This is a genomic window from Cupriavidus phytohabitans (assembly GCF_000426345.1).
Lineage (GTDB): Bacteria > Pseudomonadota > Gammaproteobacteria > Burkholderiales > Burkholderiaceae > Cupriavidus.
The window spans coordinates 112,875-138,881 of sequence record NZ_AUFE01000004.1; the positions used below are offsets into that span (position 1 = coordinate 112,875).

Genomic DNA, 26,007 nt, shown 5'->3' on the forward strand with positions numbered 1-26,007 from the left:
TGCACCTGCCGCACAAGCCGCGCATGTAGTTCGGGCGCCGCGCTTGCAAAAATTGCACGTGCCGCGCGCTGCCACGGACGCCATCGTGCAGGTCCGGCGCGGGCGTGGCTCTTGCAAGCGGCCTTGGAAAGTACCGCATCCATTCATCGATACCAGGGAGCCACCATGTCACCGATCGTAGCGGGTCGCTTCGACTCCATCGCCAGCGCCGAAGACGCGGCGCGGATCTTGTTCGCGCGGGGTTTTTCGGTATGGGACGTTTCCATCATGTCGGTACGGCCGCCACGCGAGGCGGAGGCCGGGACAAATGACGATGCCCGCGCCGATGACAGCGCCGATGACAGCGCCGCCAACGTGATGCTGGCTGCCTGCGTCGGCAATGGCCTGTCGTCGGTCGCGATCGACGTGCTGCGCGAAGCCGGCGCGAGCCACCTGGAGCGCGCGCAGGGCCGCTGGGAATGCGGCCAGTGGACCGACTTCGACGCGAACGTGCACGGCGAGCCGGTGCAGGGGGGCGAGGGCGAGTACTGGCCGCGGCCACTGGCACGGGAATCGGTAGCCGAGCAATCCACGGGCAACGAGGATCCTGGCAGCGAACTCGAGCATTTCGTCAACCAGAAGCGTGTCGAACACGACTGAACGGCGCGGCCGCGCCAGCGCCAGGAACGGCAATGCCATTGCGGAACTGGCGCGGCTGCGTCCTACGCAGCTCACGCTGGGCTATGCCCATGTCAGGGACAAGATGGAAGTCACGCAGCGCCACGCGGACCCCAACGACCGCGCGGCGCTGCGGCGCTTCATGCGCAGGCATCGCATCAAGACCGTGGCGGGCCCCGGCGGCAGCCTCTATATCGTCGACCATCATCACTGGGCGCGGGCCTGGCTGGCGCTGGGATACCAGTGGGGGCCGGTGCGCATCCTGCACGACCTGAGCGCACTGAGCCCGTCCGCGTTCTGGAAGCGCATGCGCCGGCTCGGCCACGTCCACCCGTACGACGAGCACGGCAAGCTCCACGGTCCCAAGGCGCTGCCGCCCACCGTGATGGGCATGCGCGACGATCCGTACCGCAGCCTGGCAGCGTTTGCGCGCGCGGCCGGCGCCTACCGCAAGCCGGCCGGGGCGTATGGGGATTTCTGCTGGGCCGGCTTCCTGCGCGATCGGGTGCGGCAGGACCTCGACAGCATCGCGGGCTTCGGGCTGGCGCTGTCGGAATCGATCAAGCTGGCGCGCAGCAGCAAGGCCAGGCGGCTGCCGGGATTTTGCGGCGGGCCGGCAAACAACGAGTAAGGGAAGGACTGAAGGAGACTAAACGAACGACTAAACGAACGGCGCGCCGTTCCCGCGCCAGCGGGAACGACGGGAGGAGGGGGGAACGCCTCAGCGCTCCGATTTGTGCTTCGGCAGTTTCCTGGTCTTGGTCGATGCCATCTTGTCGAGTTCTTTTTCGCTCATCGACTTGTACATCGAGCGCGAGGCGCCCTTCAGCGATCCGACCTTCGTATCCCCGCGCTTGGCGGAGAGCGCCGCTCCCGCGGCCTGCTGTTGCGCCTTTGATCTGGCTGGCATGTCAGTCTCCTTGGAGGGTGGCAGAAAAGATGGGGTGGCGGAAAAACGGGCAACGCGGCCGCGGCCCCGGCATGGGCGGCAACGCCGCAGCGATGCCGCCCATGCCGGGGCCTGCTGGCCGCTACCGCCTGCTGGCCGGCCGGAACGCTATATCCGGCCGAGAACCACGAGCAGCAGCACGATCAGGACGATCAGGCCCAGGCCGCCGCTTGGCCAGTAGCCCCAGCCGGAACTGTACGGCCAGGCCGGCAGGGCACCCAGTAGCAGCAGGACAAGAATGATCAGAAGGATAGTGCCGATTCCCATGGTGTGCTCCTTGTTCGTGGATCGGGGACGCCGGGGCTTCCGTACCGAAGCGGCCGCGCATCTGAAAGGCCACTGCTCAAGGTTCAGCCTATGCCAAGCCTCGCCCGCATCCTTCCGGGCAGGGGCTGATATCGGTGTAGGAATCGGACGACTCTCGGTGCGCTGCGAGTGGCTTTGGCGCCCTGCACAACGGCTCGCGCAGCACATTGGCGCAGGCGTGGCCGCGCGCTCAGCCCGCCTCGGTCAGGCCATGTTCGACCGCGTAGACCGCCACCTGCACGCGGCTGGCGAGGTTGAGCTTCTTCAGGATGTTCTGCACGTGGATCTTCACCGTGCTTTCGGCCACGCCGAGATCGCGCGCGATTTCCTTGTTGCTTTCGCCGCGCGCCAGCCCCTGCACGATCTCGCGCTCGCGCGCGGTCAGGCGCGGCGCGTCGTCGTGGCGCGGTGCGGCGGCAGGCGCCGGCGTGCGGAACTGCGCCACCAGCTTGGCCGTCATGCTGTCGGAAATCACCGGCTCGCCCGCCGCGGCGCGGCGGATGCCAGCGATCAGCGCCTCGGTCTCGATGTTCTTGATCAGGTAGCCGCGCGCACCGCTGCGCAGCGCGGCGGCCAGCTCCTCGGCTTCCTCGGACACCGTCAGCACGATCACCGCGGTCTGCGGCAGGTCTTCCACCAGCAGCTGCAGCGCCTCCAGCCCCGACAGGCCGGGCATGTTGAGGTCCAGCAGAATCACGTCGGGCCGATGCTGCTTGGCGCGCTTGATGCCCTCCACGCCATCGGCGGCTTCGTCGACGATCTCGAAATCGGACTGGCGCTGCAGCAGCGCGCGGATGCCGGAGCGGAACAAGGTGTGGTCGTCGATCAGCAGGATGCGGATGGTCATGGCTGGGTCTCGGTGGTCTGTGGGGCGTGGCGCGGCAGCACCAGCTCGATGCGCACGCCGCGGCCGGGGGCCGCCTGTACGTGCAGCTGCGCGTCAAGGCGCGCGGCGCGCTCGCGCATGATGTTCAGGCCGATATGCGCGTCGGCGCGCGTGGCGAGTTCTGCGGGATCGAAGCCTTCGCCGTCGTCTTCCACCACCAGGCGGAAGTCGCGGCCGTGGCTGAGCGCCACCGTCACGTGCGCGGCCAGCGCGTGCTTGCGCACGTTGGAGAGCGCTTCCTGCAGGATGAAGAGCACCTGCAGCTGTTGTTCCGGCGCCAGCGGCCGGCCACCCGCGCCGATGCCGTCAGCGTGCTCGTCGATGGTGAGCGTGGCTTCGGTGCGGCACTGGCGGCGGAAGCGCGCCACGGTGTCTTCCACTGCCGGGCGCAGCTCGCCGCCGCCCAGGCGCGAGCGGAAATTATTGAGCAGTTCGCGCACGTCCTGGTAGCTCTCCTCCACGCCGTGGCGCAGCATCGGCACAATCTCGCGGCTCTCGGCCAGGTCGTCGCGCGCGACCGCGGCGTCAAGCAGCTGCACCTGCAGGTTCAGGTAGTTCAGGCCCTGCGCGATGCTGTCGTGCAGGCCCTGCGCCACCAGGTTGCGTTCCTCCACCACCGCCAGCTGGCGCGCCGTCGCCGACAGCCGCAAGTGCTCCAGCGCCGTGCCCAGGTGCTGGCCCAGCGTTTCGAGCAGTTGCCGGTCGGAGGCGGGCAGCGCACGCGGGCTGCGGAAATGCAGCGCGAACACCCCGGTGGCGCCGCGCTGGCTTTCGATGCGGAACGCCGCCAGCGCCCGGAAGCCGTTGCGCGCGCACGGCGCGCCGTCCGGGTCCCCGGCGCGATGCAAGCCGCGCAGGTCGGCGATCGTGACCACCGCTTCGCGCGTGGCCTCGCCGCAGTGGCAGGCGTCAGTGGCGGCGCAGGACGCGGCTTCGGCCAGCGCCGCGGGCAGGCCAGCGCTGGCCAGCAGGTGCATGCGGCCGTGGCGCGGGTCGAGCACGCGCACGCTGCCACCTTCCGCGTCGAACTGGCGCATCACGCGCGCCAGGAAGCCGCGCGCCATGGTGTCGGCGTCGCTGGCCTGGTTCAGGAACGCCGCGATGTCGTACAGCGTTTCCAGGTCGCGGTTCTGCCGTTCCAGCTCGGCGGTCTTCTGTGCCACGCGCGCCTCCAGGTCGCGGTACAGGCCCTGCAGCTCGCCGGCCATGCGGTTGAAGCCTTCGCTGAGGGTGCCGAACTCGTCGCGGGTCTCCACCGGCAGGCGCAGCGAGAACTCGCGCGCGGCCATGCGCCGCAGGCCGTCCTGCAGCCGCAGCACCGGCAGGATGATCCACAGGTAGAGCAGGTAGATCACGGCCACTGTGCCCACGCAGGCCATCAGCGCCAACGCCGTCTGCGACAGGCGCAGCAGGTCGGTCTTGCTCGCGCTGTCGTGCTCGATCATGCCGACCAGCGTGTCGGCCTGCGCCACGAAGCCAGGCAGCGCGGCGATATAGCGCGCCGGCGCGGTGCTGTCGGTGCCGGCCATGGCGATCGGGCGCAGCCGGGTGTGCCAGTCCTGCGTCACGCGCGCGAGCTGGGCGTGGATGGCGGGTTCGTCGGGCAGGAACAGCGGGCGCGACGGGTTGCCGCGGCGCAGCTGCGCCAGCGTGCCGTCCAGCGCCTGCACCTGCATCGCCAGCGCGTTGCCACGCTGCGCGTGCGCCAGCGTCAGCTCGATCGCGACCCGGTTGGCGCGCATGCGCAGGCTGCCGGCGTCATTGATCGCCGCGCCCGCGCCTTCGAGCTTCCAGGACAGCCACAGCGTGCCGGAGATCATGCCGAGCACCACCAGCAGCACGGCCAGTGACAGCGAGATGATGCGCGTGGACAGGCGATGGCGCAGCGGGGTGGCGGCCTGCGCTTCGGCCGGGGGATCGGCCGGTGGATCGGTGTAAGGCATGGTTCGGTATCGGGGGCTACCTGTCAGGGGAACGCCGGCGTGCTGTCAGCCGCGCGCGCGTCTGGAAGGCTATTCTCCGCGTGACAGGCGCCGCACTACCTGCGCCAGATCAACAAAACGCGAGGCCGGCCAGTTCGCATGTGCGCCCGGGGCCGCATTGCGCGTCCGCCGTCAGGGGGATGGTGATGAATACGGCGCTATTGACATATCACGTTGTGATAGATCGACACGCTGGCGCTCTTACACCGGCTATTGGCGCCCGACTTATCCCCGATCAAATCCCCACGCCGGGCTGCGCCCTAGCATCCGGTCAATACCGGTCCGGAGAATCCACACCATGTCTGATGGCATCGACACCCTTGTGCAGCAGCACCGCAGTTGCGACGCCGCGCTGGCACGCCTGGAAGGCGCGCTGCGCGAGGCCGACTGGACAGAGGCAGCGGCGGCCTTCGCCGAGCTGGAGGCCGCACTGGCCGGCAACTTCGGCGCGGAAGAGGCACGGCTGTTCCCCGCCTTCGAGCAGGCCACCGGCATGGCCGGCGGCCCGACCGCCGTGATGCGCCACGAACACGACGAAGTGCGCGCGCTGGTGGACAACGTGCGCGAATGGCTGTCGCTGCGCGACGCCAATGCGCTCGCGGCCGAGACCGACACGCTGATGGTGCTGCTGCAGCAGCACAACATCAAGGAAGAGAACGTGCTGTTCCCGATGTGCCGCGCGCATGTGCCGGGTCTTGATGCCGTGCTCGACGGCATTGCCTAGCGCTGGCGAGGCAGGGCAACCGAGATGAAGGCCGCCAACCTCGACTACGAGCGCGCGCCGCGTCCCGCGGTGGTGTTCGGTTGCCTGGTCCCGGCGCCATGGCTGGGCGCCGTGGCAGGGCTGCTGCTCGCGGCAGGGCCCGCCGATGGCTTGCCTGACCGCTTTGCGCCGCTGGCGCTGGTCGCGGTCCATGTGCTCGCGCTGGGCATGCTGATGCCGGTGATGGTGGGCGCGTTGTTCCAGATGATGCCGGTGGTGGCGGGCGTGGCCGTGCCGGGTGCCGGCGTGCTGGCACCGTTTGTCGCCGTGGCCGGTGCCGGCGTGGCCGCCGGGCTGGGCTTCGGGCTGCTCGGCGGCAGCCCGGGCGGCATGCATGCAGCGGCGGGGGCAGGCGTGCTGCTGTTGCTGGCCGGTGCGTTGCTGCTGGCGGCCGGGTGGCGTGTGGCCGCAGTCGACGCCACCACGCGCACGCTGGCCGGCATCGGCGCGCCTCTGCTGGCCGCGGTGCTGTGCGGCATCGCGCTGGCCGGCACCTTCGGCGGCTGGTGGCAGGTGCCGGTGGCGCCGGTGCTCGGCATCCATATGGCCTGGGCGCTGGGCGGCTGGCTGGCGGCACTGGTGACCGGAGTGGCCACGACCGTATTGCCGATGTTCTGGCAGACGCGGCGCCTGCCGGCGGCATTGGCGCGCGGGCTGCCGATGGCGCACTGGGTGCCGCTGGCGCTGTTCAGCGGCGTAACCCTGCTCTGGCCCGGGCAGCCTGCCCTGGGCCAGGCGGTGCTGCTGGCGTGGCTGGCGTTCGTCGCCGTGGTGGCCGCCGTTGGCCTGGCTGGCACGCTGCGCGCGCGGCGCCGCCAGGACCCGCTGTGGCCGCTGTGGCCGGTGGCCTGCGCCAGCATGCTGGGCGCTGCCGTGGTGGGGGCGGCGGCGATCGTGTGGCCCGCAGCGGATGCGCCGCTGGCGTGGTGGGCCGGCACCATGGCGCTCATTGGCACCGGCGTGCTGCCGGTCACGGCGATGCTCGGCAAGATCGTGCCGTTCCTGGTCTGGCTGCATTTGCGCCGGCTGCTGCCGCCGCGCGCGCGCGTGCCGGCCATGCAGGCCATCATCGTGCCCGACCGGCAGCGCCGCCAGGCGTGGCTGCTGCTGGCGGCCTACCTGCTGCTGCTGGCGCTGCCGCTGGCGCCGGTGGCACTGGCGCGCGCCGCCGGCCTGGTGCTCGCCGCGGCCAATGCCTGGCTGGGCTGGCAATTGTTGTCCGCGTTGCGCTGCACGCGGCAGATGCGCCGCCGTGGCGGCCTGCCGCCGCGCCATGCGGCCTGGAATGCTGAAGGCAGTCATGCCGAAGGAGGTCATCACCATGGGTGAAGCCATCAACCTGGAAGCCCTGTCTTTGTTCCGCGGCGTCGACGCAGCCGTGGTGGCGCAACTGCGCGCGGCGGCAACGCTGCGCTGCCTGCGCAAGGGCGAATACCTGTTCCGCGGCGGCGAGGCGTGCGCCGGCCTCTATATCGTGGTGGAAGGCCTGCTCAAGCTGGCGCTGCAGCCGCCGGCCGGCGACGAGTCCACCGGCGAGCGCGCCATCGAGGTCTTCGGCCCGGGCGCGGCCTTCGGCGAAGACCTGCTCTGCCTGGACGTGCCGGGCCGCATGGCCTGCCAGGCGCAGACGCGCACGCTGGTGCTGCAGATCGGCAAGGCGGCGCTGTGGCAGGCCGTCATGCAGGAGCCGCTGCTTGCGGCGCAGTTGCTGCGCAACCTGTCGGGCCGGCTGCATGGGCTGATGCGCGATATCGAGGCGATCAGCCTGCAGAGCGCGCTGCAGCGCGTGGCGGGCTTCCTGCGCGAGCAGGCGTTTGCCACGCGGCGCACCTGGCTGGCCTGCACGCAGCGCGTGATCGCGTCCAAGCTGGGGATTACGCCCGAGACCCTGTCGCGCGTGATGCACAGGTTCTGCGCCGAGCGGCTGGTGCGGATCGAGCGCGGCAAGATCTACCTGATCGATCCGGATGGGTTGGCGCGCCAGGCCGGCGCGGGCGAACTGGCGGTGGCCTGACGCCCGGTCGGGGAGTCAGGCGCCGCGTGCCGGCGAACCGGCACGCGGCAGGCAGGTTCAGGCCGTAGCGGCCACCTTGGCAGGGACCAGCGCCGCTGGCTTTTCCCCTGTCATCAGGTAGTGGATCAGCTCGGCCACCGGGCGGATCGCCTCGCCGAACGGCAGCGCGCCCTTGCCGCGGAAGAACAGCCCGCGTTCCACGTCGCCACGCACCGCCTGCGCCAGCTTGAGGTCGATGCAGAACTGGCCAATGCGCCCGATGCCGTCGCGCAGGCCGCACGATTGCAGGCAATCGAACCCTTCCAGGCACTCGCGCACCTTGGCGCGGCGCTGCAGCCTGGCCTCGCTCGACAGGTAGCGCGACAGCCATGGCGTCAGCACTGCGCGCGCCGGCAGCCCGGCCACGCTGGTGAACTCGCGCAGCGTCTCGGGCCGCGCCGTGGCCAGCACCTGCTTGAAGGCCGGATGCGCGTCGCACTCCTCGGTGACGGCAAAGGCGGTGCCGAGCTGCACCGCCGCGGCGCCCTCGTTGAGCCAGTGGCGCACCTTGGCATGGCTGTCGATGCCCCCGGCGAGGATCAGCGGGATGCTGTCCCATGCCAGCCCCAGCGACTGGAACAGCTCGCGGCATTCGGCCAGCACGCGCGAGAACGAGAAGCGCGGCTCGGACAGGTCCTGGATCGTGGCGGCGCCAAGGTGGCCGCCGGCATGGGCGGGGTGCTCGACCACGATGGCATCGGGCAGCCGGCCCTTCTTCATCCAGCGGCGCAGCACCAGGCCGATGCCGCGCGACTCGGACAGGATCGGGATCAGCGCCACGCTGGGGTGGCCGGCGGCCAGCTCGGGCAGGTCCAGCGGCAGTCCGGCGCCCATCACGATGGCATCGGCACCGCTTTCGCATGCCTGGCGCACCAGCGAGGCGTGCGAGCCCACCGCCTTCATCACGTTGACCGCGATCAGCCCGCGGCCTTCCGACAGCGTGCGCGCGGCGCGGATCTCGCGGTCGAGCGCCTCCAGGTTGGCGGCTTCGATGGCCGCCTTGTCGCGCCCGCCGCGGGTGCGCGCCATCAGGTCGGGGTGGTGGTGGCGCAGGTCGATGCTGGCGATGGTGCCCACGCCGTTCTCGCGTGCCACTGCGCCGGCAAGCCGGTGCGCCGAGATGCCGATGCCCATGCCGCCCTGCACGATGGGCAACAGGCGGCGGCCGGCCAGCTTCAGCCAGTGTTCGTTCATAAATGGGATCTCCGGAAGGTAAGTCGCGTGTGGCCGGCAGCCGGCCTGGCGCGGGGGGTGACTGGCGAAGCGTGGCACAGCGGAAAGACCCTGCGTTTGCCGCAGGTCAAGGCCACGAGGGCTGCCTGCCATCGGCCTACGCCAACTGGCATACGCCGGCGCCAGCCATGTGCGGTTGGTGCCGGTTTGCGCGCGATCAAGCCCATATCGCCAGCGCGTGGCTAGCATCAGCCGCTGTTCCTGTCCTGTTTTCCTTGTCTTGTTTCCCACACCATGACAACTGCCTGTACTGGCCCGGATGCGGCCACCGTAGCGCCTGCCTGCGCGCCACGCCGGCCCCAGCTGGTCGCGCCCGCCGGCTCGCTGGCGGCGCTGCGCATGGCGCTGCAGCACGGCGCCGACGCGGTCTACCTGGGCCTGCGCGATGCCACCAATGCCCGCAACTTCGGCGGCCTGAACTTCACCGAGGCCGACATCCGCACCGGCGTCGCCGAAGCCCACGCCCGCGGCGCCGAAGTGCTGTTCGCGATCAACACCTTTGCGCAGATGGGCGCGGTGGCGCAGTGGCACCGCGCCGTCGACGCCGCCGCGGAACTGGGCGCCGACGCGGTCATCATGGCCGACGCCGGGCTGATGGGCTATGCCTGCGAACGCCATCCCGGGCTGCGGCTGCACCTGTCGGTGCAGGGCTCGGCCACGCATGCCGATGCCATCGAACTGATGCGCGAGCGCTTCAATATCCGCCGCGTGGTGCTGCCGCGCGTGTTGTCGCTGGCGCAGATCGGCAAGCTGGCGCGGCAGACCAGCGTCGAACTGGAAGTGTTCGGCTTCGGCAGCCTGTGTGTGATGGCCGAGGGGCGCTGCCTGCTGTCGTCGTACGCGACCGGCGATTCGCCCAATAACAAGGGGGTCTGCTCCCCCGCGCATGCGGTGCGCTGGACCGAGCAGGACGGCACCATGCAGGCGCGCCTGTCCGGCATCCTGATCGACAGCTACGCGCCGGGCGAGCCGGCCGGGTATCCGACGCTGTGCAAGGGCCGCTTTGAAGTGGAAGGCGAGCGCGGCTACGTGCTCGAAGAACCCACCAGCCTCAACGCGCTGTCGCTGCTGCCGGCGCTGGTCGGCATGGGCATCGCCGCGATCAAGATCGAGGGCCGGCAGCGCAGCCCGCGCTATGTCGCCGACGTGGTCGGCGTGCTGCGCGCCGCCATCGACGACGCCTGCGGCGATCCCGCCCGCTTCGCGCCGCGCCAGGAATGGCAGGCCACGCTGGGCCGCCATGCCGAGGGCGACCAGGTGACCCAGGGCGCCTACGACCGGCCATGGCGGTGATGCGGATGGATGCGACCCGTCTTGATCCCCCCGTCGATTCCGCCGCCACCCTTGCCATGATGGAGCCCGCCATGCCCGACACCGCCGCGGCGACAGCGCCGCAAGCTGTTTCACGACATACTGCGCCGCAATTCGGCATCGCCCTCGGCCCGCTGCTGTACTACTGGCCGCGCGAGCGCGTGCTGCAGTTCTACGCCGCGGTCGCCGATGCTCCGGTCGACCGCGTCTACCTCGGCGAGACCGTCTGCACGCGGCGCCACGAGCTGCGCCACGCGCAATGGCTTGAGATCGCCCGGATGCTGCGCGATGCCGGCAAGGAGGTGGTGCTGTCCACGCCGGTGCTGGTGGAGTCCGATACCGACATCGCCTGGATGCGCCGCGCCTGCGAGCAGCACGGCTACCTGGTCGAGGCCAACGACCTTGGCGCGGTGCGCTGCATGGGCGGGCGGCCTTTCATCGCCGGCCCGCACCTGAACGTCTACCATGCCGACACGCTGGCCTGGCTGTCCGGACTGGGCGCGGCCGGCTGCGTCGTGCCGGTGGAAATGGACGGCCGCACGCTGGCCGCGCTGGCCGCGGCGCGACCGGGCGGTGTCGGCGTCGAAGCCTTTGTCTGGGGCCGCATGCCGCTGGCGTTCTCGGCGCGCTGCTTCACCGCGCGCCACCATCGGCTGCGCAAGGACAGCTGCGAATTCCGCTGCATGGACTACCCGGACGGCCTGGTCGCCGCCACCGGCGAAGGCCAGGCGTTCTTCACGCTCAACGGCGTGCAGACGCAGAGCGCGACCTGCCTGGACCTGTGCGGCGAGGCGCTCGCCATGGCCGCGATGGGCGTGGACATGCTGCGCGTCAGCCCGCATTCGACCGGCACATTGGAGGTGGTGCAACAACTGGCGGCGATCCGCGCGGGTGAGCGCGCACCGGCGCCCAGCGGCATCACGCCGGCGGGGGCGCAGCCCTGCAATGGCTACTGGCACGGCGGCGCCGGCATCGCGTGGGAGGCACGGGCATGAATGCGAACACGAGCCCATTGCACAAGCTGATGACCGGCGTGCACCGGCGCATGCCGGCGCGGGCGCGCGCGCTGCCGCTGGTGGCGGCGCTGGAGCTGGCGCGCCGCGCCGGCTGGCTGGAGCCGCCGGCCGCGCTGGAAGGCCATGTGTTCCTGCTGACGGTGCAGGACCTGGGGCTGGAAGTGCCGTTCCGCTGCGAAGGCGGGCGCTTCCGTACCGCCAGTGCCGGCAGCGGCGAACCAGCGCTGACGCTGCGCGCCGCCGCGGTGGACTACCTGCGGCTGCTCGGTGGCGAGGCCGACACCGACACGCTGTTTTTCCAGCGCAAGCTGGTGATCAGCGGCGACACCGCGCTCGGGCTCGAGGTCAAGTACTGGCTCGATGCGGCGCCGCGCCCGGCGTGGGTCAGCCAGGCGGCGGCGCGGCTGGTGGCGCTGCAGGGCGCGCTGACGGTACGCGCGGGCTAGCCGGCGGCATGGCCAGGCCACGGCCGTTCAGGCCGCTTCGCCATCCAGCATGTACCGGTTGCGGCCCGCGCGCTTGGCGCGGTACATCGCGCTGTCGGCTCGGTGCAGCAGCGGCTCCAGCCGCGGCGACTCGGGCACGGCGCAGACCGCGCCGACGCTGATCGTTACCACGGGCTGCACCGGGGTGCCGCGGTGCGCGATGCCAAGCTCGCGTACCGCGGCGACCATGCGGCGCGCCACCTCGCGGGTTTCTTCGCGCGATGCGCCGGGCAGCACCGCCGCGAATTCCTCGCCGCCCAGCCGCGCGCAGAACTGCTCGCCCGCTACCGTGCCCGCCAGCGTGCAGGCGATCTGGCGCAGGCAGTCGTCGCCCGCCAGGTGGCCATGCAGGTCGTTGTATTGCTTGAACAGGTCGACATCCAGGATCAGCAGTCCCAGAGGCTGGCCGCGCTCGTGCGCGCGCGTCACGGCGGCGAGCGACTCGCGCTGGAAGTAGCGCCGGTTGAAGATGCCGGTGAGCGCATCGACGTCGAGGTCGGCCTGCACCTGCCACAGCTGCTCCTCGGTCTGGCCAAGGCGCGCGGTCAAGGCCAGCTCGCGCGACTGGAAGCGGCTGATGTCGCGCATGAACACCAGGCTGCCGATCTGCCTGCCGTCCAGGCGCGCGACGCTTTCGACAGCCAGCTCGAACGGGGCGCCCGGCGGCACGAACGGCGTGGCCGGTGCGAGGCCGGGCGCGGCCTGCGCGGATTCAGACGCCGAACCCTGAGCCGATCCCAGCGCCGATCCCAGCGCCGTCTCCCATCCCGCCGGCACCGGCCCGCCGCGGTGCAGCGCCGGCCACAACTGGGTCGCGGCGGGATTGAATTCCACGACCGTGCCCTTGGCGTCGACGATCACGCAGCCCTCGCGCAGCGCATCGAACACGCGCAGCCGGGCGTAGTGGCCGATATCGTCGAGGTGCGTGCGCAGCGCGCAGAACCACACCAGTACCGCCATCAGCGAAAACGTGGCCGGGGTCAGGTCGCCGCCCAGCGGGCCGGTCCAGCGGTACAGGTACGCGACATGGGCAATCAGCGGCAGCGCCAGGCCGCCGGCCAGGATGGCGCGGCCGCGGCGCGACAGGGCGTCGTTGGGCACCTCGGCCGTTACCAGGAAATACCAGCTTAGCGCCAGCAGCGAGTAAGACCAGAAGGCCGCGACGGCGTAGCCCGCGCCATGCTCGAACACCGCGCCGGGCGCGACCCCGGGCGGCATCAGCGTGATGCGTGTCCAGACCAGGTGGTGGCGCTCGTTGGTGAAGACCAGCACCACCGTCACCACTGCGGCCAGCACTGGCAGCCACAGCCGCGACCATGGCACCACGTAGCGCGGGCGGCTCAGGTGCACCATCGCCACCAGCCAGCCGATCGGCACCGCGACAATGCCGATGTACTGGATCTTGGCCCACAGGATGCGCCCGGGCAGGTCGGTCGAGCTGATCTCAAGCAAGCGTCCGCCGCTCCAGACCACCGCGCCGAAGGCCAGCACCAGGAACGCCTGGACGGTGGGGTCGTCGCGCCGGGGCCAGGTGGCGATGGCCATGCCGATGCAGCAGACGACGGCGACGGTGAGCAGCAGGACCAGTGGATATGAGGGCATGTACCGGGGCGCGTCCTGTACCAGTCCTGTGCGGAGATCCGCCAGCCGGGACGGCGGCGCAGGCGGATCGGGGTGTCATGATTTGCATGATACCGGGGCGCGCGGGTTGCCATGGCAAGGCACGCAGGAAAAATTGGCCGCGGCGTGCCGGCACGCAACGCCACGGCGCTCGAGCCGGGTCAGTTCGCGCGCGGACGCGGTGTCTCGCGGACCAGCCAGGCGGGAATGTCCGTGACGGCCTTGGCGCCCGTGGTCCAGTCGGTCAGCGGGCCCTGCATGAGCAGGTGGCCCCAGCCATCGATCCATTTCTGGTGGGCGCGCGCCAGCAGCTCCAGCATGGCCGACGCATAGTGCAGCGGCCCGCCCAGCAGCGGCAGCTCGCTGGCGATCTCGCGCGCGTAGAGACTCTCGGGATCCTGTTCCATCAGCAGGCCCACGGCGTCGAAGCGCAGTTCGTCCGCCATGCTGCGTGCAAATTCCAGGTTCAGCTCGGCCATGCGGCGCCACGTGTCGGCCAGGTCTGCCTGCATGGACTGGAACTGTTGCAGGCTGCCAAAGCCTGCCGTGAAAACGGCAGGGAATGGCCAGAAGGCTTGCGTTGCGGTCATCATCTTGGGCATCTCCGGTTGGATCCACAGGTTGCGCCGGCCGCAGGGTGCTGATGACAGCACATGCATGTTGCACTGCAAACGACGCCTGACTAGCTTAAGCAGATCAGACGATCTTTGCCATCGCCGATGCCGCGCACGCCCTCACTTGCAGCCCAGGCGCCTGGCCAGCTTGTGCAGGTTGCTGGCGTCCACGCCGAGTTGCCGCGCCGTCTGCGCCCAGTTGCCGCCGTGGGCCTGCAGCGCCTGCTCGATGCAGGCGCGCTGGGTCTGGTCGACGGCGTCGCGCAGGCTCATGCCGGGGACGATCGCTGGCAGCGCTGCATGGGCGGCATGCGCGGCTTGCGCCAGCCCCGAAGGCGGCGCATCGAGTCCGTCCAGGTCAAGCAGCTCCGTCTCCAGCGTGACGATGTCGTTGCGGCCGGCGCCCCGGCTGACCGCGCGCAGCGCGGCGCGGCTGAGCACGTGCTCGAGTTCGCGCACGTTGCCGGGCCAGCGGTAGCGCCGCAGCGCATCCTGTGCCGCCGGCGACAGGCGCAGGCTGCGCAGGCCCAGGCGGGCGCGGTTCAGCTCCAGGAAGCGCCCGGCCAGCAGCAGCACGTCGTTGCCGCGCTCGCGCAGCGGCGGGATCGGGATCGGGTAGACCGACAGGCGGTGGTACAGGTCGGCGCGGAACGAGCCATCGCGCACATGTTCGCGCAGGTTGCGGTTGGTGGCGGCGATCACGCGCACGTTGACGCGGCGTGGCCGGTCCGAGCCCAGCCGCTGGATCTCGCCGTTCTGCAGCGTGCGCAGCAGCTTGGCCTGGATCGACAGCGGCAGCTCGCCGACTTCATCGAGGAACAGCGTGCCGCCGTCGGCGGCCTCGAAGCGTCCCGGGCGTTCGCCGGTGGCGCCGGAGAACGCGCCGCGGGCGTGGCCGAACAGCTCGCTCTCGGCCAGGGACTCGGGCAGCGCCGCGCAGTTGACGTGTACCAGCGGCTGCGCGCGCCGGCGTGACTGGCGGTGCAGCCGGTGCGCGAACAGCTCCTTGCCGACGCCGGTCTCGCCCAGCAGCAGCACCGGCAGTTCGGTATCGGCAACCACTTCCAGCTCGTGCAGCAGGTTGGCGATGGCCTCGCTCTGGCCGACGATCTCGCCGGTGATGTCGCCGGCGCCCGCCGTGCCTTCGTCGGCAACGGGCTTGCCCCGTGCCACCTGCAGCGCCAGGATCTCGGCCTCGAGCCGGGTGGTGCGGATCGCTGCCTCGACCACCACGGTGAGCCGCTGCAGCTCGGCCTGTGCGGCGGCGTCGAAGGTGCCCACGGCGAGCGCATCGAGGGTCAGCACGCCCCATGGCTGCCCTTCGACCTCCAGGCTGGTGCCCATGCAGTCATGCACGGGCAGCGGCTCGCCCACGTGCTCGTCGATCAGGCCGTCGTACGGGTCGGGCAGCACGCTTTCATGGTGGAAGCAGGTCACGCCGCGCCGCGCCAGGATTGCCGCGAGGCGCGGATGCAGGGCTACGGCAAAGCGCCGGCCCAGCGCGTCGCGGACCAGGCCGTCCACTGCCATGGGACGCAGGTGGTCTTCCTCCAGCCGCAGCAGCGCCACGGCGCCGCAGCGGAAATGCCCGCGCAGCCCGCTGACCAGGCGCTGCAGGCGCACGGCGTGGGGCAGGTCGGCCACCAGGTCAGCCAGCAATTCGGGAACGATCGCTGAATTCGTCATGGTGAAAAACACCTGATAAGGTAATTAGTACCATGGGAAGTGTAAGGTATTTATAACCATTCGTATAGCAACCCATTGATCTGGAATGGTTTTTTTCAGGCACGCTCCTCGCGTTATGTCAGGCAGACGCAACTTCCCACACAGGAGCACCTCATGACCTTCCAGGACCAATCGCTCGGCCAACTGGCCCGCCGCATCCCCGGCGCGACGCGCATCTTCCATGATTACGCGCTCGACTTCTGCTGCGGAGGCAAGCAGACCCTGCGCGATGCCGCGCTCGAAAAGGGCCTTGATGCCGCCGCCATCGACAGCATCGAAGCGCGGCTGCATGCCCTGCACGACGATGCCGCACCCGCCGGACAGGACTGGAACACCGCCACGCCGGCCGCGCTGATCGACCATATCCTGACGCGCTTTCACGCCCGTCACCGCGAGCAGCTCCCCGAACTGATCCGGCTCGCAAGCCGGGTCGAGCAGGTCCATGGCGACCGGCCCGATTGCCCGGTCGGCCTGGCCGACCACCTGACCGCCATGCTCGGCGAGCTGGAAACCCATATGCAGAAGGAAGAGCAGGTGCTGTTCCCGATGCTGACGCGCGGCCTGCAGGCCGCCGCCGGCCGCCCCATCGCGGTGATGCGCATGGAGCATGACGACCACGGCGTGGCGCTGCAGCGGATGGCCGCGCTGACCAACGACATCACGCTGCCGCGCGCGGCCTGCAATACCTGGCGCGCGCTTTACCTGGGCCTGCGCGCGCTGCGCGAAGACCTGATGGAACACATCCACCTGGAAAACAACGTGCTGTTCGAGAACGCCGCAGTGGCCGCCACCGTGCCCGCCACCGGTTGCGGCTGCGCGAGCCACGCCTGAACCGCGCACCACCCATCACAACCAACGAAATCGCATCATGGGTTCCTACCGCAGACTCTGGTTCTTGTTGATCGCCGTGCTGGCGGTCACTTTCTCCCTGCTCGGCTACTACGGCGTCGAGGTGTACCGGCAGGCCCCGCCAATGCCGGACAAGGTGGTCACGGCCGAAGGCCGCACCCTGTTCACCGGCGAAGAGATCCTGGACGGCCAGACGGCCTGGCAGTCGGTGGGCGGCATGCAGCTCGGCTCGATCTGGGGCCATGGCGCCTACCAGGCGCCGGACTGGACCGCCGACTGGCTGCACCGCGAACTGACCGCGTGGCTCGAACTGGCGGCGCAGGATACGTACGGCCGTCCGTACGCCAAACTGGCCGCGCCCGAACAGGCCGCGCTGCGCGAGCAGTTGCGCACGGAATACCGCGGCAACGCCACCGACCCGGCCACCAATGTGCTGACCGTGTCGAAGCGCCGCGCACAGGCCATCGCCAACACCGCGGCCTACTACGACCAGCTCTTCTCCGACGCGCCGGCGCTGCACACCACGCGCGATCACTTCGCCATGAAGGAGAACACGCTGCCCAGCGCCGAGCGGCGCCAGCAGCTGACGCAGTTCTTCTTCTGGACTGCATGGGTCGCCTCGACCGCGCGCCCGGGGCAGGAAGCCACCTACACTAACAACTGGCCGCATGAGCCGCTGATCGGCAACAAGCCGACCAGCGAAAACGTGGTGTGGTCGGTGATCAGCGTGGTGGTGTTGCTGGCTGGCGTGGGCTTCCTGGTGTGGGCGTGGGCTTTCCTGCGCGGCAAGGAAGAGACGCCGCCGCAGGCGCCCGCGCGCGACCCGCTGCTATCGGTGGCGCTGACCCCGTCGCAGCGCGCGCTCGGCAAGTACCTGTTCCTGGTGGTGGCGCTGTTCGTGTTCCAGGTGTTCCTGGGCGGCTTTACCGCGCACTACACCGTCGAGGGGCAGAAGTTCTACGGCATCGACGTATCGCAGTGGTTCCCCTACGCGCTGGTGCGCACCTGGCATATCCAGAGCGCGCTGTTCTGGATCGCCACGGGCTTCCTGGCCGCGGGCCTGTTCCTGGCGCCGCTGATCAACGGCGGCAAGGACCCGAAGTTCCAGCGGCTCGGCGTTGATGTCCTGTTCTGGGCACTGGTGGTCGTGGTGGTGGGCTCGTTCGCCGGCAACTACCTGGCGATCGCGCAGAAGCTGCCGCCGCACCTGAACTTCTGGCTGGGCCACCAGGGCTATGAATACGTCGACCTGGGCCGGCTGTGGCAGATCGGCAAGTTCGCCGGCATCCTGATCTGGCTCGTGCTGATGATGCGCGGCATCCTGCCGGCGCTGCGCGCGCGCGGCACCGACCGCAACCTGCTGGCGCTGCTGACCTCGTCGGTGGTGGCGATCGGCCTGTTCTACGGCGCGGGCCTGGCCTACGGCGAGCGCACCAGCCTGACGGTGATGGAGTACTGGCGCTGGTGGGTGGTGCACCTGTGGGTGGAAGGCTTCTTCGAGGTCTTCGCCACCACCGCCCTGGCCTTTATCTTCGCCACGCTGGGGCTGGTGTCGCGCCCGATGGCGACCGCGGCCAGCCTGGCCTCGGCGTCGCTGTTCATGCTCGGCGGCATCCCCGGCACCTTCCACCACCTGTACTTTGCCGGCACCACCACGCCGGTGATGGCGGTCGGCGCCGCGTTCAGCGCGCTGGAAGTGGTGCCGCTGATCGTGCTGGGCCATGAGGCCTGGGAGAACTGGAGCCTGAAGCAGCGCGCGCCGTGGATGGCAGACCTGAAGTGGCCGCTGATGTGCTTCGTCGCGGTGGCGTTCTGGAACATGCTGGGCGCCGGCGTGTTCGGCTTCATGATCAACCCGCCGATCGCGCTGTACTACATCCAGGGCCAGAACACCACGCCGGTCCATGCGCATGCGGCGCTGTTCGGGGTCTACGGCTTCCTGGCGCTGGGCTTCACGCTGCTGGTGCTGCGCTATGTGCGGCCGGCCTACCGGCTGAGCCCGGCGCTGATGAAGACGGCTTTCTGGGGCCTGAACGCCGGCCTGGTGCTGATGATCGGCACCAGCCTGCTGCCCGTCGGCATCATCCAGTTCCTGGCCAGCGTCGAGCATGGCACGTGGTATTCGCGCAGCGAGGAGTTCATGCAGCAGCCGATCCTGCAGACGCTGCGCTGGGTGCGCACGTTCGGCGACGTGGTGTTTATCGTCGGCGCGGTGTCGTTTGCCTGGCAGGTGGTGCTGGGGCTGGCGAACCGCACCCCGGCCGCGGCGGACGCGGCGGCCGTGAGGATGAAGGCGGCGGCGCGCTGAAGCGCGCGGCTACGAGGCAGTATTGAAGCAGCAAGAGGTAAGGAGAGGCAGTACTTGCCCGCCCGGTTTCCGGGCGGGCGTTTTTTTGCGTCAGTTGTAGCCCAGCACCGCGATCGTCGCGACGTCTGGCCGATCGTTCGAGTTGTCCGTCAGCACTTCCGTAGGGGTCCGTTGCCCGAGGGCGCGAGACTCGGGTCGAGCCTGGCTCGCCCAATGCGGCCTGGTCTGCGCGGCCTGCCGGCTAGCGCCAGGCAAAGATAAGTGAACGGAGGCTATGCTTGTCGTGGCGTTCATATGCGTTTCCCGGTAAGTAGCTCTTCAGATCATCGCCTCGTCAGGCGGAGCCCGCCTGGACGTGGCCATCGCGGGATTTCTGCGTCCGGCTGCGTTTGATGATCCCGAACACGATCATCACCACAGGAAGGATCAACAGGCCTTCCGCCAGCTCGGGATCGACAGGCAGCTTGACGACATGCAGCGCCTTCAGCCCCGCTGCCGCGATGGACAGCACGTAGTACGAGATCGCGGCGACAGACAGCCCCTCGACGGCATGCTGCAGATGCAACTGGTTGCGTGCCGTACGATCCAGTCCGGCGAGCAGCCTTGTGACATCGCGTTCCTGGGCCAGGTTGACGCGGGTGCGGAGCAGGTCGACGGCCCGTGCGACCCGTGCCGCGATTTGCTCGTGGCGTGACCAGACGCTCCGGCACGTCTCCATGGCAGGCGCGAAGCGCCGCTCCATGAATTCCGCTATCGTCGGCATTCCCTCGATTCGTTGTTCCCGCAACTCCTGGATTCGCGCCAGGACGATTCGCTCATACGCACGCGAAGCGCTGAAGCGCCCGCTGTGGCCGGACAGCGATTCCACGCGCACGGCCAGTTCGGTGAGCTTGTCCAGCAGTTCCGCATCGTCCTCGCCGGCGCGACGGGCATCCATGGCCCGCATCAGTTCCTGGAGCGAGCCGTGAATGCCGTCGAGCTCGCGGCCCAGGCTGCGTGCGACCGGCAGCGCCAGCAACGCCATCATGCGATATGTCTCGATCTCATAGAGCCGCTGAAGCAGCCTGCCGCCCTGTTCCTCGCGGAAGTCCTCGTCGATCGCGAGGATGCGCATGTAGCCGTCGGCCCGCACATTCCAGTCGCAGTAGACCTTGCCGCCGCCCAGGACATCGCTGCCGACGAGAATCGGCCCGTCGAGCCAATGGCGCAGGTTCGCGCTCACCTCAGCCGCGGCGTTTCCTGACAGCAATTCCATCCGGACCGCATGAAATCGTTTGCCCGCCAGCAGGCCCAGCCAATCCGCCGGAACACGATGGATGGCGAGGTCGTTGAAGTAGTCGGTGTCGTTGCGCGGACTGACGAATGTGAAGGTGGAGAACTCGGTGTGCCGCTCCCACTTCAAATGCCAGCCGAAGGGAGATTGCACGGCGTAGTGCGTGACCCCGTCCACCGGCAGCGCCATGCCGGTCTGTTCGCACAAGGTGCGCACGAGATACTCGTGGATCGCCGGATCCTCATCCGAGTAGATCGCGTAGTGGGTCAGTGACACGCTGCCGCTGAACCGAAGAAAGGGGCGGGCGTGCAATTCAGCGACCAGGGAGGCGCGCAGCGGGTGGTCGACGAGTGACGAAGCGGCTTTGTTGTCCATGCTCGGATGGCGGATACCGGAATCCCGCGGTCGAGACATGGCGCGAGATTGCGGTCCACGTCTCCGGTTTGTTGTTGACGAAATATCGCATGCCGCTTTCAAGAAGGAAAACGCATAATATTGATTATTGTGTTCAGTTTTCCTGATACCTATGAAGATGCTCGACCACGATGTCCTGGCGACGGTCATCGCCGTCGCCGAGAGCGGCAACATGACGCGGGCGGCCGAGGCGGTGAACCGCTCGCAGTCCGCTGTCAGCATGCAAATCAAGGCACTCGAGGAGGCACTGGGCCGGCCCCTGTTCGTGCGGCGGCCGCGCAGCATCGTGCTGACGCATGAGGGTGAAGTGCTGCTGGGCTTCGCACGGCGGATGCTGGCCCTGCACGACGAAGCCTGGGCTGCCGTGGTACGGCCGGAAGTGACGGGGAAGGTAGCGATCGGGGTGCCCGACGACTACGCGTCATCGCTGCTGCCATCCGTGCTGAAGAAGTTCTCGACGACGTATCCGAAAGTGCAGATCCAGGTCGTGGGCCTGCCCAGCAGCGCGCTCGCACCACTGGTCAAGGACGGCACGGTCGACCTGGTCTGCGGCACGCGCGTGAAGGGCTTGTCCGGCGACTTCATCCGGCACGAGCCGATGGCGTGGGCCGCCATGGCGAACGGGCCGCAAGTCTGGGAGGACAGGCCGTTGCCTATCGCCGTGTTCATGCCGGGAAGCGTGGCGCGCGAGAACGCGATCCGCAGCCTGGACCGCGCAGGGATTCCGCATCGAACGTCGTACGAGAGTCCGAGCCTGCTGGGTTTGCTCAGCATGGTCGAGGCAGGCCTGGCCGTCGCGGCGCTGGCCCGCTGCGCGATCCCGCCACAACTGACCGTGCTTGGCCAGGCCCACGGACTGCCCGACCTGCCTCCGCTCGAGCTGATCCTTGCCCGAAGCGCGAAGTCGAAGCGGCCGCCTTGTGATTTCCTTGCCGAGCAGATCATGACGGATCTTCGGCCAGGCACGGGCCAGGTCTGACATCCGCAGCCAGTATGAATGCGGCACCTGGCTTCAGGAGCCCTTGCGTCCCGCCATATGATGCAGGTACGCCAGGAGGTCCTTCAGGTCAGCATCGGAGAGCGCCTTGTCGTCGATTGCCGGCATGCGCGCGCCGGGCCACCAACGCAGTGACTGCGGGTCGCGGATCAACTTGGCCAGCTTGTCGTCGCCCATATATTCCACCGCGCTGTGCGGCACATTGAGGTCCGGACCGAGGTGGGCATCGCCGACCTTGTTCAGCGAGTGGCACGAGAAGCAGACGCGCTGGAAGGTGGCGAAGCCGCGCATGACCGGGCCGTCGGCTGGCTGGTCGGAGGCAGGCCGGATGGCCGCGAAGCGCTCCGCGGGCGATGCGGTGATATCGATGCGCACGATGCTGTAGGTCCAATGGCTTTCGTTGACCACGGATGCGGCGCGCCCCGACGGCAATGTCCAGATCAGGCGAAACGGGCCGATGCCCTGGCCTTTGAGCTTCGGCCACGGCCTCGCAGGATTCTCTACCGCCAGCCAGGCCCGCGGCTCGTCGGCGCTATCGGCCAGCAGCATGCGCAGCGGCAGGTGAGAGACATAGCCATCGCTGGCTGCTGTCGTGGCAGTCGCGCCGGCCTCCGCCGGCATGCCGCGCAACAGGGAAGCCATTGGGATCGCCTTGAACGTCAGGCGGCGTTTCAGGTTGTCATCGTCGACCGTCACGTCAGCCAGTCGGCGGTCCTTTAGCAGCGCCTCGGCCGTCCAGCTGCGTTGTTGCGTACCAGCCGCAACGACCAGCGTGGCGGGTTCGGCGCCGCTCGCCGGACCTGCAAGGCATACCATGGCACAGGCAAGCGCTCCAACTGCCTTTGCAATCCAGGCCTTCATGGGTGTCTCTCCGGAAGCGGCGTAACGTGTTGAAATGCGTGTTGAAATGCGTGTTGAAGGCTCAGTGTAATAAAGAAAAACGGACAGCCTGCGCTGCCCGCTTCTTTTCCGCCTGTCTTGCCTGTTACCTCGCGCTCACCGCCACCGCACGCTCCATGGCTTGCTGCTGCCGCAGGACTTCTGTCGTCTGGCCCTGCCCGTCCGGTGCCCAGCCCGGGGGCATCACCAGGTAACCGATCGCATTCTGGAGAGGGGTGACGCCTTGCTTGCATCTCGCCCTGTCTACCTGGTGCGGTGAGAGCGGGAAGCGGATGGGGCTACCTCCGGCGCGCTTACGAAGCGTTTTTCCTGGTTTCCCTCATATCGGAAGCGGCCTGCCGCTTCACAATCGCATTCAGCGTGTCGACGAAAGCCAGCGAAAGCCTCGACAGTGGTTCGATGTTGACGTTGTAGATTTGAACCGAGGCATTGACTTCCGTGCGCACAGGCACCGCGACAATGTCCCGCCAGGCCTGGCCGAAAACCGTCATGGCATCGACAAGCGCGATGCCCGCCCCAGCCTGGGCCAGGGCGCGTGCCACATGCGCTTGTTCGACCTGCACCTTGACATCGGGTTGCTCGCTTTCCTTGCCGAAAACGTGGTGCACCAGCAGGCTGAATGGTACGTCCGAGCCATAGCCGATCAGGTCTTCGTTCACGAGATCCTGAGGGCGTACCCAGGTGCGCGTGCTGAGCCGATGACCCGTCGGAATCAGCGCCACAATGGGATTCTTTACCAGCAGCCGGGACTCCAGATTCGGGTGGGTCAGCGGCATGCTCGACACCGCCAGATCCACCTGCCCTGACAGAAGGCTGCGCAACATGTTGCTCGCGATCTGGGTGCGAACCACCACGCGCACGGCGGGATGAGCCTTGCGGAATTTGGCAATGGCGTTTGGCAACAACGTCTGTCCCATGTTCGGACTGCATGAGATCCTTACGCTGCCGGTGCGATTGGCCACCAGATCCTCTGCCACCTCGTTCACGCGTTCTACGCCTTCGTAGACGGCATTCACTTCGCCTAACAGTCGACGGGCCTCGGGCGTAGGGTGAAGACGGCCCTTGGCGCGGACAAACAAGGTCAATCCAAGCCGTTGCTCAGTGTGCGCCATCAGTCGGCTGATGGCGGGCTGGGAAACAAAGAGCAGCGTCGATGCGCCACTGATCGACCCGGTCAGCATGATCGCGCGGAATACCTCTATCTGGCGGAGGTTCATCTTCATGATGATTAACGTGATGTTAATGGTGCCAGTAGAAAAGCATAAGACGGTTAATATGGCTGTGTCTACGCCGTTTTCCATGGATTCAGCGGCCGAGGCCTTGCGCGCCGGCGAGGACACCTCGGGACGGAATGCCGGCTCCCGCGGCATGCTTGATCACGCCGGATTCGGGTACGAAGTAATCGAAGGGAATGCGCTGGCGAAACGGTTGGGGACGGTGTCGAGCATGAGGCGACACGATTTCACCAGCAGGCGACCTCCAGTCCCCAACGGCACGAAAACTAGCTTGGCTCGGCGCCTGACCCGATGATGAGTTCAAGCTCGGTCTTGAAGCCTTCAGCGACTTCGAACTGCTTCAGGCATTCATGAACATCGTTCCAGGCCTTTAATCTTGCCGCGACGTCGAGGTCCGCTACCACGGCCCGGTATGCCCCGGCGGCTTCCTGCATCAGTTGCAGGGCATCGGACGCGCTCGGCAAGACGAGCTGCGCTCGAACGTGCTGTGTTTTCACATCGCCAAGACCGCTGTCGTTCAACAGGCGTTCCATCGCGCCTTCGCCTCCCAGTGCGAAGATTCCGGGTTGTCCGGGCGCGGGAGGAGACTTGCCCGCGTGGCGTAGAAGGATCGCCATCGGTTCCGCCATAAAGGGATTGTTGGCCGGCGTCGTGAAGACCAGCGCCGCGAAACGCGCGCCAGGCTTGAGTGCGCGCCGGACAGCTTTCAGTGCCTCGCCAGGTGACGGAAAAAGCATCAAGCCCAATCGGCATATCGCCGCGTCGAACGGGGCCAGCGTCTCGTCCAGTTCGTCTGCTGCGCATTCCAGCGTTTCGATATTCCGGAGACCGGCACGAGCGGCATTTCGGCGGACATGCTCCAGCATGGTGCCCGATATATCACTGGCGACCACTTCGCCGCCGGCGCCCACTCGCATCGCTGTCTGGATACTCTGGCTGCCGGCACCGCAGGCCAGATCGAGAACGCGCATGCCCGGCCGGATACCGGCCATATCGATGAGCGCGTCCGTGGCGCCCGAAAGATTGGTGGCGAACACATGCTCCCACTTCGCCCAGCCGGGAGCTGCCGACTCCCACGTATTGCGAAGACTGGATTTCACGTTGCTGTCGGTCATCTGGAGACTCCCTCAGGATCCGCCGCCGCATCTGGGCCACTCCGGAGCGGGTGGCACTTCAGCGCGGCGCTTAGCCGCGTTCGATGCTGTCGGCGAGCGCGCGCAACAAGGCCGCGCCATCGCCCCTCCAGGCGCTGCCGTGCATACAGGCGAGCGTTGTCGGCTGCAATGCGGCAAGGCGTTCCAGCATTGCGCGGGCGTTCCGGGTGTGCGAGAAATAGTCCATCTTGCGACGGAAAGCCTCGCTCGGTTCGAGGATGTCGCTTTCGGTAAGCGGCGGGTGCTCAGAACCGCCCTGGGTAAACAAATCGCCACAAAGCAGCGTTGCCGACGCGGTCTCCATGAGGAATCCGCATTCCCAGGCGTGCGGCAGATGCGGCGTATAAAGCCAGCGCACGCTATGCTGCCCGAGCGAGATCGACTCGCCATCTTCCAGCGCACGTGGCGGCCGGTCGGCATAGTCGCTAACCGAGACCATGGCCGCGACCTGGCCGCACAGTGGTTCCGCACCCGGCGCGGCCGCGAGAAACTCATTGAGTGCGCCGCACTCGTCGGCCTCGAAATGCGAGAAGCCGACATAGCGCAAGCGATCGATTGGCATGATCCGCCCGACCGCTTCCCCGATGACCGGAAATAGCCTGCGCAGGCCGGTATGAAACAGCAGCGGCTGGTCGTCGTCGATCAGATACTGGTTGAAAGAGAATCCGCCACCACCTGGGATCTCGACCGGCGTGGAGATGCGATAGATGCGGTTCGCAATCTCGTCGATTCTTGTACCGCTCGAAAGGGACAGGGTCGCCATGGTGCGCTCCTTTCCTGGGCAATTGACGGGGCCAGGCTCGGCCAGCCCGGCGGTACCCGTTCGGCGATTGTCGACCATCCAGATACTGATGTCCAACGACCGCTTCTGATCCAGGACCCGTTGCTCCCCACTTAGGTAGGGGATGCGTGCGATATACCCGATGGAGTTAGGTGAAAGCCATTAGCGCAGGCTGCATCCAATAGCGAAACCCTCAACGGGCAGGTCGGGACAATGCGCAGTGATGGCGACGGCGAGCAGGTCTCAACCCCGGGTCGTCCGGACGGCGATCAGGAAGCGAAGCGCAAGGCGTTGCTGAGGGCGGCATCATCGGTGATTGCGGAGGAGGGATATGCCAATGCATCGCTGCGCAACGTAGTCACGCACGCGACCGCCCGCCATCCAGTGCGCGGCCAATGTGCCCGTTAACACGGATCAGAGTCAGGCCGGCCTTCCGCTGCCTTGACGCCCCCGCCATTGGTGTAGCACCATCGTTTGCTAGCAAAACCTGGTCGAC

The 26,007-nt window shown here is 68.1% G+C and carries 24 protein-coding genes; 11 read left to right on the plus strand and 13 right to left on the minus strand.

The window, feature by feature from the left end; genetic code table 11:
• Positions 1–165: 165 nt before the first annotated feature.
• Positions 166–639: a hypothetical protein gene (locus K309_RS0104500; RefSeq protein WP_029045307.1), complete on the plus strand. Its 474-nt coding sequence runs from the start codon at positions 166–168 to the stop codon at positions 637–639.
• On the plus strand, positions 623–1,288 hold the full coding sequence (locus K309_RS0104505) for a ParB-like protein (protein ID WP_051320325.1): 666 nt from the start codon (positions 623–625) through the stop codon (positions 1,286–1,288). The genes K309_RS0104500 and K309_RS0104505 overlap by 17 nt, the downstream gene beginning before the upstream one ends.
• Positions 1,289–1,378: 90 nt before the next feature.
• Here K309_RS0104505 and K309_RS0104510 read toward each other — a convergent pair whose 3' ends face one another.
• The 4 genes from K309_RS0104510 to K309_RS0104525 all read right to left on the minus strand — a co-directional run bounded on the left by K309_RS0104510 (position 1,379) and on the right by K309_RS0104525 (position 4,741).
• Complete coding sequence (locus tag K309_RS0104510) at positions 1,379–1,567, minus strand: DUF3008 family protein (protein WP_029045309.1); 189 nt, start codon at positions 1,565–1,567, stop codon at positions 1,379–1,381.
• A 147-nt stretch (positions 1,568–1,714) separates the two neighbouring features.
• A complete protein-coding gene (locus K309_RS39735) occupies positions 1,715–1,873 on the minus strand; it encodes a DUF3309 family protein (protein ID WP_084254457.1) in 159 nt (52 codons plus the stop codon).
• Positions 1,874–2,102: 229 nt separating this feature from the next.
• A complete protein-coding gene (locus K309_RS0104520) occupies positions 2,103–2,759 on the minus strand; it encodes a response regulator (protein WP_029045310.1) in 657 nt (218 codons plus the stop codon).
• Positions 2,756–4,741 (minus strand): type IV pili methyl-accepting chemotaxis transducer N-terminal domain-containing protein, encoded by a 1,986-nt coding sequence (locus K309_RS0104525; protein ID WP_051320326.1) that lies wholly within the window; start codon positions 4,739–4,741, stop codon positions 2,756–2,758. Before K309_RS0104525 ends, K309_RS0104520 begins: the two co-directional genes overlap by 4 nt.
• Before the next feature lie 337 nt (positions 4,742–5,078).
• Between K309_RS0104525 and K309_RS0104530 the strand changes: the two genes are divergently transcribed.
• Genes K309_RS0104530 through K309_RS35955 form a run of 3 tightly spaced genes read left to right on the plus strand, consistent with a single transcriptional unit; the run spans position 5,079 to position 7,557 of the window.
• Positions 5,079–5,504 carry a hemerythrin domain-containing protein gene (locus tag K309_RS0104530; RefSeq protein ID WP_029045312.1) on the plus strand — a complete coding sequence of 142 codons (426 nt, stop codon included), beginning with the start codon at positions 5,079–5,081 and terminating at the stop codon, positions 5,502–5,504.
• A gap of 24 nt (positions 5,505–5,528) precedes the next feature.
• Positions 5,529–6,872, plus strand: coding sequence for a hypothetical protein (locus tag K309_RS35950; RefSeq protein WP_051320327.1), 1,344 nt, complete (start codon positions 5,529–5,531; stop codon positions 6,870–6,872).
• Positions 6,844–7,557: a Crp/Fnr family transcriptional regulator gene (locus K309_RS35955; RefSeq protein WP_051320328.1), complete on the plus strand. Its 714-nt coding sequence runs from the start codon at positions 6,844–6,846 to the stop codon at positions 7,555–7,557. The genes K309_RS35950 and K309_RS35955 overlap by 29 nt, the downstream gene beginning before the upstream one ends.
• A gap of 57 nt (positions 7,558–7,614) precedes the next feature.
• Here the strand turns inward: K309_RS35955 and K309_RS0104545 are convergent, their stop codons facing one another.
• Positions 7,615–8,790, minus strand: a complete 1,176-nt coding sequence (locus K309_RS0104545) for an NAD(P)H-dependent flavin oxidoreductase (protein WP_029045313.1) — start codon at positions 8,788–8,790, stop codon at positions 7,615–7,617.
• A 273-nt stretch (positions 8,791–9,063) separates the two neighbouring features.
• On the opposite strand from K309_RS0104545, the gene ubiU reads away from it, so the two are divergent.
• The 3 genes from ubiU (at position 9,064) to ubiT (ending at position 11,602) form a co-directional block, all read left to right on the plus strand.
• Positions 9,064–10,122, plus strand: coding sequence for a ubiquinone anaerobic biosynthesis protein UbiU (gene ubiU / locus K309_RS0104550; protein ID WP_029045314.1), 1,059 nt, complete (start codon positions 9,064–9,066; stop codon positions 10,120–10,122).
• A 71-nt stretch (positions 10,123–10,193) separates the two neighbouring features.
• The gene (locus tag K309_RS0104555; RefSeq protein ID WP_029045315.1) at positions 10,194–11,135 is read left to right on the plus strand and encodes a U32 family peptidase; all 942 of its coding nucleotides are present in this window, start codon (positions 10,194–10,196) and stop codon (positions 11,133–11,135) included.
• Positions 11,132–11,602: a ubiquinone anaerobic biosynthesis accessory factor UbiT gene (ubiT, locus tag K309_RS0104560; protein WP_029045316.1), complete on the plus strand. Its 471-nt coding sequence runs from the start codon at positions 11,132–11,134 to the stop codon at positions 11,600–11,602. Before K309_RS0104555 ends, ubiT begins: the two co-directional genes overlap by 4 nt.
• A gap of 27 nt (positions 11,603–11,629) precedes the next feature.
• On the opposite strand, the gene K309_RS0104565 is transcribed toward ubiT, so the two are convergent.
• The 3 genes from K309_RS0104565 to norR all read right to left on the minus strand — a co-directional run bounded on the left by K309_RS0104565 (position 11,630) and on the right by norR (position 15,561).
• The gene (locus K309_RS0104565) at positions 11,630–13,243 is read right to left on the minus strand and encodes a histidine kinase N-terminal 7TM domain-containing protein (protein ID WP_029045317.1); all 1,614 of its coding nucleotides are present in this window, start codon (positions 13,241–13,243) and stop codon (positions 11,630–11,632) included.
• Positions 13,244–13,422: 179 nt separating this feature from the next.
• Positions 13,423–13,854: a hypothetical protein gene (locus K309_RS0104570; protein ID WP_029045318.1), complete on the minus strand. Its 432-nt coding sequence runs from the start codon at positions 13,852–13,854 to the stop codon at positions 13,423–13,425.
• A gap of 141 nt (positions 13,855–13,995) precedes the next feature.
• A complete protein-coding gene (gene norR / locus K309_RS0104575) occupies positions 13,996–15,561 on the minus strand; it encodes a nitric oxide reductase transcriptional regulator NorR (protein WP_029045319.1) in 1,566 nt (521 codons plus the stop codon).
• A 153-nt stretch (positions 15,562–15,714) separates the two neighbouring features.
• Between norR and ytfE the strand changes: the two genes are divergently transcribed.
• The gene (ytfE, locus tag K309_RS0104580) at positions 15,715–16,431 is read left to right on the plus strand and encodes an iron-sulfur cluster repair protein YtfE (RefSeq protein WP_029045320.1); all 717 of its coding nucleotides are present in this window, start codon (positions 15,715–15,717) and stop codon (positions 16,429–16,431) included.
• Between the two features lie 37 nt (positions 16,432–16,468).
• On the plus strand, positions 16,469–18,757 hold the full coding sequence (locus tag K309_RS0104585; RefSeq protein WP_029045321.1) for a nitric-oxide reductase large subunit: 2,289 nt from the start codon (positions 16,469–16,471) through the stop codon (positions 18,755–18,757).
• 334 nt (positions 18,758–19,091) lie between these two features.
• Here K309_RS0104585 and K309_RS0104590 read toward each other — a convergent pair whose 3' ends face one another.
• Positions 19,092–20,405, minus strand: coding sequence for a DUF3422 family protein (locus K309_RS0104590; RefSeq protein WP_029045322.1), 1,314 nt, complete (start codon positions 20,403–20,405; stop codon positions 19,092–19,094).
• Positions 20,406–20,556: 151 nt separating this feature from the next.
• Here K309_RS0104590 and K309_RS0104595 point away from each other — a divergent pair, with 151 nt between their 5' ends.
• Positions 20,557–21,423 carry a LysR family transcriptional regulator gene (locus tag K309_RS0104595; RefSeq protein WP_029045323.1) on the plus strand — a complete coding sequence of 289 codons (867 nt, stop codon included), beginning with the start codon at positions 20,557–20,559 and terminating at the stop codon, positions 21,421–21,423.
• Between the two features lie 33 nt (positions 21,424–21,456).
• Here K309_RS0104595 and K309_RS0104600 read toward each other — a convergent pair whose 3' ends face one another.
• From K309_RS0104600 to K309_RS0104620, 4 genes are all read right to left on the minus strand, one after another.
• On the minus strand, positions 21,457–22,302 hold the full coding sequence (locus K309_RS0104600) for a cytochrome c (protein WP_029045324.1): 846 nt from the start codon (positions 22,300–22,302) through the stop codon (positions 21,457–21,459).
• Between the two features lie 332 nt (positions 22,303–22,634).
• Positions 22,635–23,564, minus strand: coding sequence for a LysR family transcriptional regulator (locus K309_RS35960; protein ID WP_051320340.1), 930 nt, complete (start codon positions 23,562–23,564; stop codon positions 22,635–22,637).
• 278 nt (positions 23,565–23,842) lie between these two features.
• Complete coding sequence (locus tag K309_RS0104615) at positions 23,843–24,691, minus strand: class I SAM-dependent methyltransferase (protein ID WP_029045325.1); 849 nt, start codon at positions 24,689–24,691, stop codon at positions 23,843–23,845.
• 70 nt (positions 24,692–24,761) lie between these two features.
• The gene (locus K309_RS0104620; protein WP_029045326.1) at positions 24,762–25,493 is read right to left on the minus strand and encodes an MBL fold metallo-hydrolase; all 732 of its coding nucleotides are present in this window, start codon (positions 25,491–25,493) and stop codon (positions 24,762–24,764) included.
• Positions 25,494–26,007: the final 514 nt, after the last annotated feature.

Excerpts from the sequence above, each read along its gene's own strand:
- K309_RS0104520 (WP_029045310.1), bottom strand. The coding sequence starts at position 2,759 with ATGACCATCCGCATCCTGCTGATCGACGACCACACCTTGTTCCGCTCC.
- K309_RS0104615 (WP_029045325.1), bottom strand. The coding sequence starts at position 24,691 with ATGACCGACAGCAACGTGAAATCCAGTCTTCGCAATACGTGGGAGTCG.
- K309_RS0104510 (WP_029045309.1), bottom strand. The coding sequence starts at position 1,567 with ATGCCAGCCAGATCAAAGGCGCAACAGCAGGCCGCGGGAGCGGCGCTC.
- K309_RS35960 (WP_051320340.1), bottom strand. The coding sequence starts at position 23,564 with ATGAAGATGAACCTCCGCCAGATAGAGGTATTCCGCGCGATCATGCTG.
- ubiT (WP_029045316.1), top strand. The coding sequence starts at position 11,132 with ATGAATGCGAACACGAGCCCATTGCACAAGCTGATGACCGGCGTGCAC.
- K309_RS35950 (WP_051320327.1), top strand. The coding sequence starts at position 5,529 with ATGAAGGCCGCCAACCTCGACTACGAGCGCGCGCCGCGTCCCGCGGTG.
- K309_RS0104565 (WP_029045317.1), bottom strand. The coding sequence starts at position 13,243 with ATGCCCTCATATCCACTGGTCCTGCTGCTCACCGTCGCCGTCGTCTGC.
- K309_RS0104500 (WP_029045307.1), top strand. The coding sequence starts at position 166 with ATGTCACCGATCGTAGCGGGTCGCTTCGACTCCATCGCCAGCGCCGAA.
- K309_RS0104525 (WP_051320326.1), bottom strand. The coding sequence starts at position 4,741 with ATGCCTTACACCGATCCACCGGCCGATCCCCCGGCCGAAGCGCAGGCC.
- K309_RS0104555 (WP_029045315.1), top strand. The coding sequence starts at position 10,194 with ATGCCCGACACCGCCGCGGCGACAGCGCCGCAAGCTGTTTCACGACAT.
- K309_RS0104600 (WP_029045324.1), bottom strand. The coding sequence starts at position 22,302 with ATGAAGGCCTGGATTGCAAAGGCAGTTGGAGCGCTTGCCTGTGCCATG.
- ytfE (WP_029045320.1), top strand. The coding sequence starts at position 15,715 with ATGACCTTCCAGGACCAATCGCTCGGCCAACTGGCCCGCCGCATCCCC.
- K309_RS0104590 (WP_029045322.1), bottom strand. The coding sequence starts at position 20,405 with ATGGACAACAAAGCCGCTTCGTCACTCGTCGACCACCCGCTGCGCGCC.
- K309_RS0104570 (WP_029045318.1), bottom strand. The coding sequence starts at position 13,854 with ATGATGACCGCAACGCAAGCCTTCTGGCCATTCCCTGCCGTTTTCACG.
- ubiU (WP_029045314.1), top strand. The coding sequence starts at position 9,064 with ATGACAACTGCCTGTACTGGCCCGGATGCGGCCACCGTAGCGCCTGCC.
- K309_RS39735 (WP_084254457.1), bottom strand. The coding sequence starts at position 1,873 with ATGGGAATCGGCACTATCCTTCTGATCATTCTTGTCCTGCTGCTACTG.
- K309_RS0104545 (WP_029045313.1), bottom strand. The coding sequence starts at position 8,790 with ATGAACGAACACTGGCTGAAGCTGGCCGGCCGCCGCCTGTTGCCCATC.
- K309_RS0104620 (WP_029045326.1), bottom strand. The coding sequence starts at position 25,493 with ATGGCGACCCTGTCCCTTTCGAGCGGTACAAGAATCGACGAGATTGCG.
- norR (WP_029045319.1), bottom strand. The coding sequence starts at position 15,561 with ATGACGAATTCAGCGATCGTTCCCGAATTGCTGGCTGACCTGGTGGCC.
- K309_RS0104585 (WP_029045321.1), top strand. The coding sequence starts at position 16,469 with ATGGGTTCCTACCGCAGACTCTGGTTCTTGTTGATCGCCGTGCTGGCG.
- K309_RS35955 (WP_051320328.1), top strand. The coding sequence starts at position 6,844 with ATGCCGAAGGAGGTCATCACCATGGGTGAAGCCATCAACCTGGAAGCC.
- K309_RS0104530 (WP_029045312.1), top strand. The coding sequence starts at position 5,079 with ATGTCTGATGGCATCGACACCCTTGTGCAGCAGCACCGCAGTTGCGAC.
- K309_RS0104595 (WP_029045323.1), top strand. The coding sequence starts at position 20,557 with ATGAAGATGCTCGACCACGATGTCCTGGCGACGGTCATCGCCGTCGCC.